The 14,063-nt window shown below is 70.8% G+C and carries 13 protein-coding genes and 1 pseudogene; 7 read left to right on the forward strand and 7 right to left on the reverse strand.

The annotated features are described in order from the left end of the window. Nucleotides 1-239: 239 nt before the first annotated feature. Complete coding sequence (locus ACZ43N_RS11110) at nucleotides 240-944, reverse strand: L,D-transpeptidase (RefSeq protein WP_468096713.1); 705 nt, start codon at nucleotides 942-944, stop codon at nucleotides 240-242. Further along, nucleotides 934-1,437, reverse strand: coding sequence for a SigE family RNA polymerase sigma factor (locus ACZ43N_RS11115; protein ID WP_468096715.1), 504 nt, complete (start codon nucleotides 1,435-1,437; stop codon nucleotides 934-936). Before ACZ43N_RS11115 ends, ACZ43N_RS11110 begins: the two co-directional genes overlap by 11 nt. Before the next feature lie 427 nt (nucleotides 1,438-1,864). Here ACZ43N_RS11115 and ACZ43N_RS11120 point away from each other — a divergent pair, with 427 nt between their 5' ends. The 3 genes from ACZ43N_RS11120 (at nucleotide 1,865) to ACZ43N_RS11130 (ending at nucleotide 3,988) form a co-directional block, all read left to right on the forward strand. Further along, a complete protein-coding gene (locus ACZ43N_RS11120; RefSeq protein WP_468096717.1) occupies nucleotides 1,865-2,443 on the forward strand; it encodes a hypothetical protein in 579 nt (192 codons plus the stop codon). Between the two features lie 115 nt (nucleotides 2,444-2,558). Continuing rightward, nucleotides 2,559-3,179, forward strand: coding sequence for a SigE family RNA polymerase sigma factor (locus ACZ43N_RS11125; RefSeq protein WP_468096718.1), 621 nt, complete (start codon nucleotides 2,559-2,561; stop codon nucleotides 3,177-3,179). Then, on the forward strand, nucleotides 3,176-3,988 hold the full coding sequence (locus ACZ43N_RS11130) for a hypothetical protein (protein WP_468096720.1): 813 nt from the start codon (nucleotides 3,176-3,178) through the stop codon (nucleotides 3,986-3,988). Before ACZ43N_RS11125 ends, ACZ43N_RS11130 begins: the two co-directional genes overlap by 4 nt. A gap of 28 nt (nucleotides 3,989-4,016) precedes the next feature. Here ACZ43N_RS11130 and ACZ43N_RS11135 read toward each other — a convergent pair whose 3' ends face one another. Beyond that, a complete protein-coding gene (locus ACZ43N_RS11135) occupies nucleotides 4,017-5,360 on the reverse strand; it encodes a helix-turn-helix domain-containing protein (protein WP_468096722.1) in 1,344 nt (447 codons plus the stop codon). Nucleotides 5,361-5,718: 358 nt separating this feature from the next. Beyond that, nucleotides 5,719-6,376: pseudogene (locus ACZ43N_RS11140) on the reverse strand (Uma2 family endonuclease). A gap of 557 nt (nucleotides 6,377-6,933) precedes the next feature. On the opposite strand from ACZ43N_RS11140, the gene ACZ43N_RS11145 reads away from it, so the two are divergent. Further along, nucleotides 6,934-7,281 (forward strand): MerR family transcriptional regulator, encoded by a 348-nt coding sequence (locus ACZ43N_RS11145; RefSeq protein ID WP_468096723.1) that lies wholly within the window; start codon nucleotides 6,934-6,936, stop codon nucleotides 7,279-7,281. A gap of 15 nt (nucleotides 7,282-7,296) precedes the next feature. On the opposite strand, the gene ACZ43N_RS11150 is transcribed toward ACZ43N_RS11145, so the two are convergent. Continuing rightward, the gene (locus tag ACZ43N_RS11150; RefSeq protein WP_468096724.1) at nucleotides 7,297-8,064 is read right to left on the reverse strand and encodes an alpha/beta fold hydrolase; all 768 of its coding nucleotides are present in this window, start codon (nucleotides 8,062-8,064) and stop codon (nucleotides 7,297-7,299) included. Nucleotides 8,065-8,119: 55 nt separating this feature from the next. Here ACZ43N_RS11150 and ACZ43N_RS11155 point away from each other — a divergent pair, with 55 nt between their 5' ends. After that, nucleotides 8,120-8,536, forward strand: coding sequence for an SMI1/KNR4 family protein (locus tag ACZ43N_RS11155; protein WP_468096726.1), 417 nt, complete (start codon nucleotides 8,120-8,122; stop codon nucleotides 8,534-8,536). 1,126 nt (nucleotides 8,537-9,662) lie between these two features. Further along, nucleotides 9,663-10,727 (forward strand): SGNH/GDSL hydrolase family protein, encoded by a 1,065-nt coding sequence (locus tag ACZ43N_RS11160; protein ID WP_468097069.1) that lies wholly within the window; start codon nucleotides 9,663-9,665, stop codon nucleotides 10,725-10,727. A 55-nt stretch (nucleotides 10,728-10,782) separates the two neighbouring features. Here the strand turns inward: ACZ43N_RS11160 and ACZ43N_RS11165 are convergent, their stop codons facing one another. Continuing rightward, nucleotides 10,783-11,055: a DUF397 domain-containing protein gene (locus ACZ43N_RS11165; protein ID WP_468096728.1), complete on the reverse strand. Its 273-nt coding sequence runs from the start codon at nucleotides 11,053-11,055 to the stop codon at nucleotides 10,783-10,785. Further along, the gene (locus tag ACZ43N_RS11170) at nucleotides 11,015-11,863 is read right to left on the reverse strand and encodes a helix-turn-helix domain-containing protein (RefSeq protein ID WP_468096730.1); all 849 of its coding nucleotides are present in this window, start codon (nucleotides 11,861-11,863) and stop codon (nucleotides 11,015-11,017) included. Before ACZ43N_RS11170 ends, ACZ43N_RS11165 begins: the two co-directional genes overlap by 41 nt. 166 nt (nucleotides 11,864-12,029) lie before the next feature. Between ACZ43N_RS11170 and ACZ43N_RS11175 the strand changes: the two genes are divergently transcribed. Continuing rightward, the gene (locus ACZ43N_RS11175; protein ID WP_468097070.1) at nucleotides 12,030-13,997 is read left to right on the forward strand and encodes an Ig-like domain repeat protein; all 1,968 of its coding nucleotides are present in this window, start codon (nucleotides 12,030-12,032) and stop codon (nucleotides 13,995-13,997) included. Nucleotides 13,998-14,063: the final 66 nt, after the last annotated feature.

Here is a 14,063-nt window from a genome sequence, read left to right on the forward strand (position 1 = left end):
CGCCATTTGTGGTCCCCCCCCCCTCCCCAGGGCCCACCCCACTTTCCCTTCCTCGCGCTCCCCCCCCCCCCCCCCCTCGCCTCCCCCCCCCCCCCCCCCCCCCCCCCCACACCCCCTTTGTCGCTCGGCCCGAGGGGGATGCGCAGTGCCGGCGGGTCGGCGGGTACGGGTGCGTCGGGGCCGGTCGCGCCGTTCCCCGCGCCCTCTGCCGCCGGCCCCTGGTCGGAGGAGGTGCCCGGTCACGGTGCGATGGTCGGGGTCGCCGTCGCGACCGCGGTGGAGGGGATGATCTCGATCACCGCGCCCTTCGGCAGCTGTTCGTAGAGCCAGGCCGCGTCCGAGCGGCGGAGGGCGATCCAGCCGGTGGTGGTGTCGTAGGCGCCGGGGGCCTTCTCGTCGGTGGGGGTGGCGGCGATGTAGGTACGAGGGCCGGGCTTCTCGCCGGGGGCGGTGCCCGTCCTGTCCAGAGGGGCCAGTTCGAGGACCCACAGCAGGCGTGCCTCGTAGGAGTCGTCGCGGCCCGCCGTCTCGCCGGTGACCGGCTTGGCGGTGGCCTTCCCGGTGACGGTCATCAGACCCGTCGGTGTCGGTGCCTTGGGGGTGCCGGCGGAGACGGGCAGTTCACGTCCCTCGGTGGTGAGGACCCGGCGGGCCAGGTCGACCGTGACGTAGGGGATGTCCTGGCCCGGGGTCGGGCCGTGGCTGGGACTCGCCTGCGGTGAGGAGCGCTGTTCGGCACCGTGGCCGGTGCCCTCGCCGGTGACGTGCACCGTGAGGACGGCGGCCAGGGTCGCGGCCGCGCAGCCCCCGGCGAGGAACGCGGTCGTCCGGCGGCGGTGCCGGCGGCGTCCGGCGACAGCGCGGATCCCGGCGCCGGGCAGACGCGGCCCCGTCTCGGCGGATTCCGCCAACTCCCGCAGGCGGCGGGTGAGTTCATCGGACACGGCCGTGCTCCTTCGCGCCCTCGCCGGGGGCCAGTTCGCGTGCCAGTGCCGCCCGGCCACGGGACAGCCTGGCCTTGACGGTACCCACGGGCGCACCGGTCTCGGAGGCTACCTGCTCGACACTCAAATCGCACAGATGGTGCAGGACGACCGCCATGCGCTGGGCCTCCGGCAGTCTCCGCAACGCGTCGACCAGCACCGCCCGCTCCGGTTCCGGACCGGGCGCGTGCTCCGGGGGCGGGTTACGGCGCATCAGTTCCAGCCAGCGGCGCGCCCGCCGCCAACGGCTCACCGCGAGCCGCATCGCCACCGTCCGTATCCATGCCTCGGGCGCCCCGTCCGCGAGGAAATCCCGCCGCCGGTCCCAGGCCCGGACGAACGCCTCCTGCACGACGTCCTGCGCCTCGCCGTGATCCCCGGTGAAGGCGAAGAGCTGGCCGGTCAGCCGGGGGAACGCGGCGGCGTAGAACGCGTCGAACTCTTCCTCGGTCATGTCCCCGCCGTCATCGAAAAGTCTGTCGGGCCGCTGTGCAACCCGGTCGCCCCCGTCGTGCGTACAGGTCCCGGACGTACGCCACGTACGCCCGACATCGAAACACACCCAGGACTCATCACAGGGGGGCCAATGACCTCGGGAGCGTCACGGATCCGCCGATGTCTCGCCCGTTCGCTCGTCGCCTGCGCGTTGGGCGCGTCGTTACTCGCGGGCTGTTCGAACAGCGGGGAGGGGGTGCGGGACGAGGGGCCGAGCCGGCTGCCCGCGGCCCTGCGCGTCGCGGTGCACCACTGAGCACCGCCCGGAACCCGTTCGGAAAGTTTTCCGTCCCGCGTGTCATCCGACCCACACGGCACGGGGGTTTACGGGGTGTCAGAACAACAGAGCCACATGGCACGTCTATGGGGGTTGTCCGTTCATGTCCATGGCACGGATGCACAAGTACGTCGCCGTCGCAGCGCTGACCACGCTGCTGGCGGGGGCACCGACGCTGTCGTACGCCGTCTCGCGGGGGGAGACGGCGCACGGAACAGCGGTCGCGGCCGAGGTGGCCGCCGCAAGGAAGGCGCCGACGCCGAAGATCGTCAAGCCGGGTGAGCATGTCGTCGCCGCGCCCGGCTTCGAGCTGTGGCTCACCGCCGAGGGCAAGCACTGGGTCGAGCCGGACCTGCCCGACTTCCCGCAGTTCCGCAGTGTCGTCGACGGCAACATCGACCTGAGCCGGCCCGGCGTCTCGCTCCAGGCGGGCGGCCACGAGGGCGTCTACCACCTCTCCGGGCTCTACTACGGCGGCAAGGGCACCGCCTCGCGCGTCCAGGTGAAAACGAGCGAGGGCACGGTCCACGGCAAGCTGATCGAGCTGGCCGGGAAGCCGGGCTGGGGCGTCTGGTACGCCACCACCCCGCTGCCCGACGACGACAGCGGCGAGGACTTCCTGCGCGGCGTCACCGTCTACGACACCAAGGGCCGGGTCTACTCCCAGCTCCGTATCCCGGGGGTCTGACCCGGCGCCCGACCGGTGCCACCGACACCGAAGTGACCGTGCGGGCGCGGGACCTGACCACGCCCCGCCCGCACGGCACGCTCTCCCACGTTCCCGACCCCGAGGACCGTCGTCCGTGCCGCACGAGAATCCCGGATCGCCCGAGGACGGCGACTTCGCCGCGTACGCCACCGCCGCCTGGCCGCGTCTGGTGCGCACCGCGCACATGCTGACCGGCGACTTCCACGAGGCCGAGGATCTCGTGCAGACCACGCTGGCGAAGGTGTACGCCCGCTGGCGGCGCATACCCCACGACGACATCGACTTCTACGTCCGGCGCTCGCTGGTCAACAACAACATCAGCCGCGTACGCAAGAGACGCGTGGCTCATCTGCTGACCCCGTTCCTGCCCGAGCGGGTGCACGAGCGGCAGGCCGGGCACGCCGAGTCGGTCGCCCAACGGGCCGCGCTCGACGAGGCGTTGGCGGCGCTGTCGGCACGGCAGCGGTCCGTGCTGGTGCTGCGGTTCTGGGAGGACCTCAGCGAGACCGAGATCGCCCAGTTGCTCGGGTGCTCCCTCGGCACGGTCAAGACCCATGTCCGGCGCGGGCTGACCGCCCTGCGCGCCCACCCCGTGTTCGCCGCCGCGTCCGTCGAGGACGGCCGGACCACCACCGGCACCGCCCCGGGCGGCCGGTCCGCCACCGCCCCCTTCCCCCCGTCGCCCCGCTCGCCCGTCCCCGGAGCCCGCCCATGAACCACCCGACCGCCGGGACCGACGACCCGACCGGCACCGGTGCCGGAGCCGACGGCGAGGACGCCGCCACGCAGACCGGGCGGCGGCTGCGCGAGGTGTTCGCCGAGGCCGCGTACGACATCGCCCCGCCGCCCGTGCCGCTGGAGGCCATCCGCCGCGACGGCCGCCGGCGACGGCTGCGCCGCCGGGCCGCTGCGCTGAGCACCGGCTGCGGCCTGCTGCTGCTCCCGCTCCTGGTGCTCGCCTTCCGCCCCGGCGGCCCCGCGGAGTCCGTCGAGCCGATGGCACCGCCGGCGTCGGCCCCCGCCGCCACCCGGTCCTCACCGGCTCCGTCCGAGCCTCCCGCCGGGAAGGTACGGGTCCTCGCGCCGGGCGAGCGGGTGACCGCCGAGGACGGCTCGGAGTTCTGGCTCACGGCGGAGGGCAAGCACTGGATCTCCCCGGAACCCGAGCCGGGCGTGACGCCGATGGAGGAGTTCCGCAGCGTCGTCGACGGCAACCTCGACACCGCCGAGCCCGGCATCTCCCTCCAGGGTTCCGGCACGGCCACCGGCGGCTATCTCGTCTCCGGCCTCTTCTACGGCGTGCGCACCGCCGCCGCCCGCGTCGAGATCAGGGCCTACGACGGCACCGCGATCAACGGCACGGTCCTGCGGCTGCGGGGCAACACCAGCTGGGGCGTCTGGTACGGCCGGGTGAAGGTCCCGGAGGAGACCGCCCGCTCACTGGACTTCGAGGACCCGGTGCACAAGGTCACCGTCTACGACGGCGACGACAAGGTGCTCGCGGAGATGGATTTCAGCAGCTGAGCGGGCCGGTTCGGGCACCCCGGACCCGTCACAGAGGGGGCTGTGCGGGGGCGGGGCCGAGGGTGGTGGTGCCCGGGGCCGTACGGTGCCCGAGGCCGGTGCGGTAGGCGTCGAGGGCGGCCTCGGCCCGGCCCGTACGACGGAAGAGGTCGCCCAGCAGACGGCACAGGTCGGCGAGGTCGCCCGCCGCTCCCGCCCGCTCCAGCAGGCTCAGCGCGCGGACGTAGTGCTCCTCGGCGGCCTCGGTGTCGCGGGTGTCCTCGGCGATGATGCCGAGGAGACGGTGGGCGGCGGCGGAGTGCAGGGCGCCGCGTTCGGAGGTGAGGTCGGCGAGGACCTCATGGAGGATTTCGGCGGCCTCCTCGGACTTGCCGCGGCGGTGCAGGACGTCGGCGAGTTCGACGGCGACCTGGCTGGTGTAGAGGGCGGCACGCTTGGCGGAGAGCATGCGGCGGGCTTCGCGCAGCTCGGCCTCGGCGCGTTCGTAGTCGCCGTTCTGGGCGTGGAGGTAGCCGCGCATCCAGTGGCAGTTGGCCAGCTCGGTGCGGATCTGGAGCTGCCGGTACAGCTCGGACGCCTTGGCGAGGGACGCGTCGGCATCGGCGATACGCCCCTCGGCGATCATCGTGCGGGCGACGGACCGGTGCATCCGGGCGACGAGGGCCGGATCGCCGGACTGCGGGGCGAGGGCGAGGGCCAGCTCGGCGGCCTGGGCGGCGCGGGCGTGGGCGCCCATGTCCATGTACGGCCCGATGACGCCGGTGTAGAGGAGGAGCAGGGCGTCGGGGTCGTGCAGGCCGGTGCGGTTCAGCTCGTCGAGGGTGGACTCGAAGAGGTAGCAGGAGTAGCGGAGTTCGCCGGCCAGGTAGTGGGCGACGGCCCGGCCGCGCAGGGCGGGGACACGGGCGGGGAGCGGTGCGTCGCCGAGTCGCTGCTCGGCCTGTTCGAAGCGGATCCGGGCGGTCTCCAGGTCGCCGGTCTCCAGCGCGCACTCGCCGAGGCCCAGCAGGGAGTCGGCCTGTTCCGCGAGCAGACCGTGTTCCTCGGCCTCGGCGAGCACGGACGCGAAGCCCTCGGTGGCGGCCTCCGTGGCGCCGGTGGCGAGGGTGCGCTGCGCGCCGGTGAGCCGCAGCCGCAGCTCGGTGGCGAGGCCGGGGGGCCGTCCGGTGGCCAGCTCCTCGTATCCGATGCCGAGCCGCTCGGCGATATGCCGCAGGGCGGGTTCCGAGGCGCGGACGCGTCCGGACTCCAGGGTGGAGATGTACGCGGGGGTGTACGCGGGCTCCGCCAACTGCCTTTGTGTGAGGCCACGTTCGGTCCGCAGTTGCTGGACTCTGCGCCCTATGACCTCGGGGTCGTCACGCTCGGCCATACCTACCATGACGTAAGCATGCCAGTAAGCCCGCTTATGCCAGCCGGTTTACCCCAACTCCCGTGGGCCCTCTTGCCGTTGGTAGACCAAAGCCTTACGTTGAGCGACGCACCGAGCATGCTCGGTGACCCACCCGGCCCCTGGCCACCGCCCGCCCTGCCGCTCAGCCGCTCCGCTCTTCCGCCACTCAGCCCACTGTCGGCAGTCGCCTCCGCTGCCGCCGCAGCCGCTGCGAGGTCGCCATGCTCCGAGAACTCCTGACCCGCCACACCCGAGCCCTGGCCGCAGCGTCGCTGGCGGTGGCGACCCTGATGACCCTGGCCAACGCGGTCCCCCGCTGACGACGTCCGTCGACTCCTCAGAACTCGGCCGTGTCCAGCTCGAACCCGAGCGGCTCGGGCAGGGACACGGCGAGCCCGAGCTTGTACGTGGAGCCCTTGGCGTAGTCGTCCCCCGAGGGCTCGGAGTGGACGACCACTTCGCCCCGCTCCCTGTCGATCAGCAGGTAGAGAGGGATGCCGGCGCGGGCGTAGCCGTGGATCTTCTTCTCGCGGTCGCGCTCGGCGGTGCTTACGGAGGTGACCTCGGCGACGAGGAGCACGGCGGAGGTGTCGTGCCGCTCCTCCGCATCACCGAAGGTGCCCTTGGGGGCGAGGACCAGATCGGGGACGACGTGGCCGGTCGCGGAAGCGCCGGGGACGTTGAGGCCGATTCCGGTGTAGTTACGCAGGGACCGGTCGGTCCGCCGCTCGGTGACCTGGTCGGCCGGCTCGGACACGATTTCCTCGTGCGCCCCCGTTCGCCGGAGGCGTCACGCAGATCTCTCCTTCGATCAGCTCCACGCGCCAGCCCCTGGGAGCCGTCGCACTGAAGAGCTCGAAGACCTGCTCGACGCTCGCGCCCGTACGGTCGGGCACACCGCTGTCCGCGTCGCTGTCTCCGTCAGGGTCGTCGTACGGACCGTGGATGGCCTCGCCCTGGTACTCCGGCATGATGATCGGCTGCGCCGTCGCCATGACAGACCTCCCTCGCTCAGCGCGACGGTCTCAGCGTGGACCGGAAGGCCGTAGGAGGAGTCCGGGGCCATTCACTCGATCGAGTGTGCCGTTACGGTTCCGCACCCGGCACCCACCTTCGAACAGATGGGCGACAGAAAGGCTCACCTGATCTCCGGCAGGAAATCTATAGCCGCCGCAGTAGACATTGCCCGGTCGGCGAGCTACCGTTTTTCTGTACCCCTTGAGTCGAAGAGGGCGCGGCAGACATGAACTGCCGTGCAAGCAGGACAAGCAGTACAGCGTCATCCAGTAGGACGACCGCACAACCGAAGGTAAGGAGCAGACGCCATCAGGATCGCCCGGGCGAGTGAGAAGTCCGCCCGGGTCACCGCAGGCCCCGGATTGGAAGGTGGTCCCCGGTCACGCATCCGCGATCCCCGCAGCCCCGCCCTCCCGGGCGGACCCTGCGGATACAGAAGACCGGCGCAGTACGCCGGTAGATGGTGTTAGAAGCTCGGGGCTCGGGTGCCGTATGGCGCCCGAGCCCCCCGACGTGTCCCCGGAAGAAGAGGTTTATGCCGCCTACCAGTTCCCGTCTCACCGACAATCTCGACGACGACGACTACCCCGCGTACACCATGGGCCGGGCCGCCGAGATGCTCGGCACCACACCCGCCTTCCTCCGCGCCCTCGGCGAGCACCGCCTGATCACCCCGTTGCGCTCCGAAGGCGGTCACCGCCGCTACTCGCGCTACCAGCTGCGCATCGCCGCCCGGGCCCGTGAGCTCGTCGACCAGGGCACCCCCATCGAGGCCGCCTGCCGCATCGTCATCCTCGAGGACCAGCTGGAAGAGGCCCAGCGCATCAACGAGGAGCTGCGCGCGCAGGGCGGCGGCGCGTCACGGCCGAAGTCCACGGCCTGACCGGCAGCGGGCCGGTCAGTCGGCCAGCGCCGCCGCGGTCGCCCGTACGAACGCCTCCGGGTTGTCGAGCATGACGTTGTGGCCGCAGTCCGGTACGGGGACGACGCTCACGCCGGACGCGATGAGGGCGTCGGCGCCGGGGAGGGGGCCGTCCGCCTCGGGGTGGAGATACGTACGGGGGATCTTCAGGTCGAGGAGCAGCTCACGCATGGTGGGGCGGGTGCCGTGGGCGAGCCGGACGGCACTGCGGTACAGCGCCTCCCGCCCGGCCAGCCGCATCGTCGCCCACCACTCGGCACCGGCCAGCCCGGCGAACTGCGCCCAGCCGCCGGCCAGGAACTCCTCCTCGGAGTAGGCCGCGATGCCGTTGCTCCCGGCGACGCCGTGGGCGGGCGTGAGCGGATCGAGATTGGAGTCGATCATCACCAGCTTCGACACCAGCTCCGGGTGCCGGGAGGCCAGCACGATCCCCACGGACCCGCCCATGCTGTGCGCGACCAGCTCGGCGCCGCCGACACCCGCCACCCTCAGCGCTCGGGCGAGCGCGTCGGCGTGCGCCTCCAGGGAGTAGTCGAAGTCCGTCGGCCGGTCGCTGATCCCGTGCCCCAGCAGGTCGACGAGCAGCGACCGCCGCCCGGCGAGCGCCGGATGCGTGGCCACGGCCGTGAAGTACGGCCCCGAAGCGGCCCCCAGCCCGTGCACATACACACGGCCGGGTTCCTCCCCCGCCCACTCGACCCACCGGATCCGGTCCCCGGCCTCCGTCACCACGGCGCCACGCACGCTTTCCCCCTTCATCCGGTCAGGCAGAACCTACCGTCCGCCCACGATGCGGGTCATGACAGGCGTCGACGATCTCCGGCCCCGCCTCCGGGGCACCGACGGCGCCCACGGGGTGCAGCCACCTCTGACCGACCGAGCGGTCCAGGAGGCCGAGGAGCTGCTGGGCGTCACAATCCCCGGCTCGCTGCTGCGACTGCTCCGCGCCCGGAACGGCGGCCAGGTCGGCGACACCCACGACGCCTTCCCCACACACCGGCCGACCTCATGGAGTGCCGACCACGTCCCGTTCGACAGTGTGCTGGGCATCGGCCGCCGCGCCCGAACGCCGTCCATGCTCGACAGCCCGCACCTCGTCGAAGAGAGTCGAAGAGAGGGGACTGCCGACGGACGTGGTAACTGGTCTCGGGTGACGGGCACTACTGGATCGGGCTCGACCATCGGGCCTGTGGCCGGCCAGGGGAACCGTCCGTGACCTGGTTCGACGCGGACGACAACTCTAAGCTGCCCCTCGCCCCGGACTTCCCCTCTCTGCTCGCCCGTCTCACCGCCGCCGAGGACTTCGCGGACGAGGCGAACGTCACGGGACAGCCCTTGGCCGGCCGAGACCGGCCGCGCGCTCACACCCGCCCATTCGATCCAGAACGCCCGGTGAGCACCCTCCGTTTCTCCGGGGCCGCTCTACGACCGGCGCGCGGTTCACGGTCGATCGCCGCCGGCGGGGCGCCAAGCCGGCCCGGACCTGGTCCAGGAGTGCGGAGAAGGCCGCCGCCGAGTCCTCGGCGGTGGGGCTGTCACCTGAGGCGAGCGCAACCGAGGACCGGTTTTCTGTTGGGTGTGCGAATTCGCCTTTGTCTGGGGTCAGTTGAAGGCCAGTGGCATACAGTGCCGGCCGGGGCGTTGAGGCGAGGGCGGCGGTCGGCGGGGCGAAAGCGGCGCTCATGGTTCATCGACGAGTTCAACACGGCGCTCGGTGTCGAGCCGATCCACCGCGCGTTGGCCAACTCCGCGGAATGAGTGAACCGGATTGACTTCAACGATCGTATTCCGCGGTCGACTTCATTCGACCGGCCGAACATGAGGACTCGGCGTTAGTCGACCTATCGAACAAGAGGCAAAGCACTGCGCGTGAACATCCCCGACCGGTAGCCGGACCGACCCGTAAACCTCCACCCATCCCGGCCCAGTTCAGCTCCTGTGCAGGTGGCGGTCTGATCGCGAGGTCTGCCCAGTTGATCACTCAGAGAATTGCTACCAACGGGTCCGGTCACCAATTCCCGTACAGCCGAGCCTTTCTGATTGGTTACACGTGCGTAGCTACCATCGCTTTCTCGTACCCCCGTACCGAATTCGGTATCACCGCTGCTAGATTGACGCCGCGTCTCCGAGGTGAGCCAAACAGGCATGCAGCCCATGGAGACAGCCCCCAGCACCTTCACAAGAAGGTCACATCTGGGTGCCCGAAAACCGTAGCGGCTGAGTTTCGCTGCTTTCAGGCGAGCTTCACTCCGCTCCTCGGGTATTCACCCCCCATCACTAGAAAGCGCACGCAAGTGAAGAGTTCCCTTCAGCGTTTCGGCCCCCCTCTGGCCGTCGCCGCCCTGACGATCGCGCTGGGCACGCCCGGGCCGGCCGCCGCCGACGAGGCGAGCGACAGCCAGGCCGCCACGTACTACATCTCGCTCGGCGACTCCCTGGCCTCGGGGTACCAGCCGGACGTGGACAAGGACACCGACTCCGCCTACACCGACCAGCTGTACGCGCAGCTCAAGCAGCGCACTCCCGGGCTGAAGCACATACGCCTCGGCTGCACCGCTGAGACCACCGAGTCCCTGATCAGCGGCGGGAAGTGCGACTACCCGAACGCCAAGTCCCAGCTGGACGCCGCGCTGAAGGCCATGGCCCAGCACCGCGGCAAGGTCGCCTATGTGACCCTCAGCGTCGGCGCCAACGACATCCTCCTCAACTGCGTCAGCCCGGTCGGCGCCCTCGACGGCGCGTGCCTGAACAACCGCAGCCAGAGCATGGCGAAGAACCTCGCCCAGGTCACGGGCGCGCTCCGCCAGGCGGGCGGGAAGAAGACCCAGTTCGTGGGCTCGACTTACCACAACCCGTTCCTGGCGGCCTGGCTGCAGGGCGCGGCCGGGCAGCAGGCCGCCAAGGAGTCGGCGCCCCTGATCGAGGCCGCCAACACGGGGATCACCCAGGTGTACAAGTCCACCGGCTTCAAGGTGGCGGACGTGGCCGCGGCCTTCTCCTCGGACGACTTCACCACCCAGGTGAACGTTCCCGGCGTGGGCGAGGTCCCGGCGAACGTGGCCAAGATCTGCACGCTGACCTGGGCGTGCAAGATGAAGGACCCGCACCCCAACCCCGAGGGCCACAAGGTGATCGCGGGAGCGTTTGCGGCGGTACTCGCCAAGAGCGACGCGCCCCGTCCCGGCGCGTCCCCGACCCCGAGCGAGCCGGCCACGCCCGAGACCGGCACGGACGGGGACTCGGACAAGGGCAAGGGGGCGAACGACCCGAAGACGAACGGAGGGCTGGCCGAGACCGGCGGTTCCAGCAGCACGCCGCTGATCGCGGGTGCGGGCGCGACGGTCGTGGCGATCGGTGCGGCCGGGGTCTACTTCGCGCGTCGGCGCCGCGCGGGCGAGGAGAGCTGACGAGCAGCGGGCCGCCCGCCACGACGCGGGCGGCCCGCTCCCCGTTCGACCTCGGCTATCGGTCGCCCGACACGTGGCCCAGGAAGGCGGAGAAGGCCGCGGCCGAGAGGCTGAGGATGCCGCCGTCGGGGTTCTTGGAGTCGCGGATGGCTATGTGGGGGGTCAGGGGGGCTACTTCGACGCACTGGCCGCCGGTGTCGCCGCTGTGAGAGGACTTGATCCACTGGGCGGTGCCGAGGGGGGCGCATTCGACGCACTGGCCGCCGCTGCTCCCGCTGTACGACGACTTACGCCACTGAGCGCGCGTCAGTTCCAGGCTGCTCCTCATAGCGTTCCTCCATCACGCGGGCGATCAACGCCGCCGACTCCCTGGGGGACAGTGCTTCGGCCTGCAAGCGAGCGTATCCGACCGAACGCTCCCTGATTACTTGCGGATTGGCCGTCATATGGCCCTGGTCGTAGCTCTCGCTGTAGTGGAGGTCAGGGTCGTCGTCGAACCGCAGAAGAGTGAAGGACCCCATCATGCCGGCGTGCTGGCCGACCGAGAACGGAAGCACCTGCAACTCCGTCCAAGGACGCCCGAAGAAGCCGAGCAGGTGGGCCAGCTGTTCCCGCATGACCGCTCGGCCGCCGATCTCCCGGTACAGGACGGCCTCGTCCAGCACGGTCCACAAGATCGGCGGTTGCTCCCGCCGCAGAATGCGCTGGCGCTCCATCCGCGCCGCGAGCATCTCGTCGAGCTTGTCCCGCTGTTCCACACCCAGCACCGCGCGTGCGTACGCCTCGGTCTGGAAGAGCCCGTCCACCAGCTGACACTGGTACGTGGAGACGTACGTCGCTTTCGCCTCCATCTCCGCGAACGGCTGGAACCACGGGGGCAGTTGGCTCCGCAGGACCAGCCCTACCAGCCGTGAGAACAGGCCGTGCGTCATCAGCGCCGCGTCCAGGCGCTCCGCGAACTCCCTCGTCGGGACCTTGTTGCCTGTCTCGATCTGCCCCACCAACGAACCCGTGCAGAAGATCGCTGAGCCCAGATCCCCCTGCGTCAGGCCCGCCTCCTCTCTGCGGCGGCGCAGCTCCGAGCCGAAGTAGTCCAACGGCGAGGCACTGGGGTCGAGTCGGCGTACGTTCGACATGCACCGAGCGTAACCACGCGAGCACGGGAGCGTGGTCGAAACGGGAAGGACCCCCGTGCCGCTTCTGTCAGAGGCGTGACCTAGTCTTCGCTCACTCGCCCGCGAGCCGAAAAGGCATTCGCGGCGCTCCCTTGCATTTCGTTCCGGGGGGTTCGAAAACGTGCCTATCCGCACTCTTCCGGCTGCCACCGCGCTGGCAGTCCTCTTCAGCTCGGCCGCGCTCGCGGTCGGTACGGCCGCCCCGGCGGTGGCCGACAGCACCATGGTCCTTCCGGTCGCGACGAGCGCGGACATCGCGGTGGACGGCGTCCATCAGCGCGTCTTCATCAGCGACCCGCAGGGCGGCAAGATCGTCGTCACCGACTACCACGGCATCGTCGTCAAGCAGCTGACGAACCTGCCCGGCGTCCAGGGCCTGGAGCTGTCCGCGGACTCCGGCACGCTGTACGCGGCGGTGCGGGACGCGGACGCCGTCGTGGCCGTCGACACGGCGACGTACACCGAGTCCGCCCGCTACACCGTGGGCGACGCCCCGGTGAGCCTCGCCCTGGCCGGTGGCAAGGTCTGGTTCGGCTACGGCGCGGCCGGCAGCGGCGACCTCGGATCGCTGGACCTCTCCGGCGAGGAGCCCGCGGTCGCCCTCGACCAGGACACCACCCACCTGTGGTACTACGCGCCGATCCTGGACGCGGCCCCCGGCGCCACCGCCCTGGCCGCGGGCGAACCCGGCGGCAGCAAGCTCGCCGTGTACGACGTCTCCTCGGGCACCGCGAGCCGCACGGCGGCCGTGGACACCGGCGGCTCCAACATGGGCGATCTCGCGGTCACCCCGGACGGGCAGCGCGTCATCGTGGCCAGCGGCGCCCCGTACCACCACCAGGTGTTCAAGACCTCCGACCTGACGGCGGACGGCACCTACGCCAGCGACAGCTACCCGAACTCGGTCGCCGTGGCGCCCGACGGCACGGTCGCGGCGGGTATCGACGGCATCTACGAGCCGGACGTCTACATCTACAAGCCGGGCTCCACCACCTCGGTCCGGGAGTACGACTTCCCGAACACCGGCGGCAGCAGCGGCGGCGACGAACTGCCCGACTCGGGCCTGGCGTGGGCGCCGGACGCGTCCCGCCTGTTCGCGGTGACGTACAACGACGAGGGCGTGTACTCGCTGCGCGTGCTGGAGGCCCCCACCAAGGCCACCACCACGATCAGCGTCAACGCCCCGGCGACGGCCACCCGCGCCAAGCAGCTCACCGTCACGGGCAAGGTCACCTCGAAGGTGGCCCTCCCGGCCGGGGTGAAGCTGACGGTGACCCGCACCGACCTGGAGTCCACGGCGGGCAAGGCCCTCGCGGACGTGACGGTCGCGGCCGACGGCACGTACTCCTTCACCGACACCCCGACCGTCGGCGGCAAGGTGAAGTACACGGTGCGCTACGCGGGCGACGCCGACCACGCGCCGGGCTCCGCCTCCGACACCGTCGAGGTCTCCCGCGCCACGCCCACGCTGACGCTCGACAAGAACCGCAACACCTACGCGTACGGCGCGGACGTCACGTTCACCGCGCACCTCGGTACGACGTACACGAACCGCAAGCTGGAGATCTGGGCCGACCCCTACGGCTCCGACAAGCCGAACACGCTGGTCAAGTCGGGGACGGTGAACTCCTCGGGCAACCTGTCGGTCACCCTCGACCTGAAGCGGGACACCAAGGTGTCGGTGAAGTTCGCGGGCGACGCGCGCTACAAGCCGAGGACCGTCACCAACACCGTCTACACCAAGGTCCGGATCGCGTCCTCGATCAGCGGGTACTACAAGACCCAGTGGGCGTGGAACCACACCTACCACTACATCCACCAGTCCAAGGACCCCGTCCTGAAGACGACGATGACGTACTACCCGGGCCGCATGCAGCGCCTCCAGCTCCAGGCCTACTACGAGGGCGCGTGGCGGGACGCGGGCTCGCAGTACTTCGCCCTCGGCACGTCCGGCGTCTCCGAGGTCACCCTGACGGGCACCCCGACCACGAACATCCGCTTCCGCTTCCGCTCCGAGTACCACGACACGACGTCCGGCGACAACGTCAACACCACGACGTACGGCGCCTGGAAGTACTTCATCTTCACCAGCTGAGGGCTCTCGTCCGCAGGCCGGGCACGGCAAGGGGGCCTGGACCGTCACACGGTCCAGGCCCCCGCC

It is taken from the genome of Streptomyces sp. NPDC030814, from assembly GCF_055572155.1.

Bases quoted from the DNA above. Each gene is read 5' to 3' on its own strand.
- ACZ43N_RS11120 (WP_468096717.1), top strand. From the start codon at position 1,865: ATGGCACGGATGCACAAGTACGTCGCCGTCGCAGCGCTGACCACGCTG.
- ACZ43N_RS11145 (WP_468096723.1), top strand. From the start codon at position 6,934: ATGCCGCCTACCAGTTCCCGTCTCACCGACAATCTCGACGACGACGAC.
- ACZ43N_RS11115 (WP_468096715.1), bottom strand. From the start codon at position 1,437: ATGACCGAGGAAGAGTTCGACGCGTTCTACGCCGCCGCGTTCCCCCGG.
- ACZ43N_RS11130 (WP_468096720.1), top strand. From the start codon at position 3,176: ATGAACCACCCGACCGCCGGGACCGACGACCCGACCGGCACCGGTGCC.
- ACZ43N_RS11155 (WP_468096726.1), top strand. From the start codon at position 8,120: ATGACAGGCGTCGACGATCTCCGGCCCCGCCTCCGGGGCACCGACGGC.
- ACZ43N_RS11165 (WP_468096728.1), bottom strand. From the start codon at position 11,055: ATGAGGAGCAGCCTGGAACTGACGCGCGCTCAGTGGCGTAAGTCGTCG.
- ACZ43N_RS11170 (WP_468096730.1), bottom strand. From the start codon at position 11,863: ATGTCGAACGTACGCCGACTCGACCCCAGTGCCTCGCCGTTGGACTAC.
- ACZ43N_RS11135 (WP_468096722.1), bottom strand. From the start codon at position 5,360: ATGGCCGAGCGTGACGACCCCGAGGTCATAGGGCGCAGAGTCCAGCAA.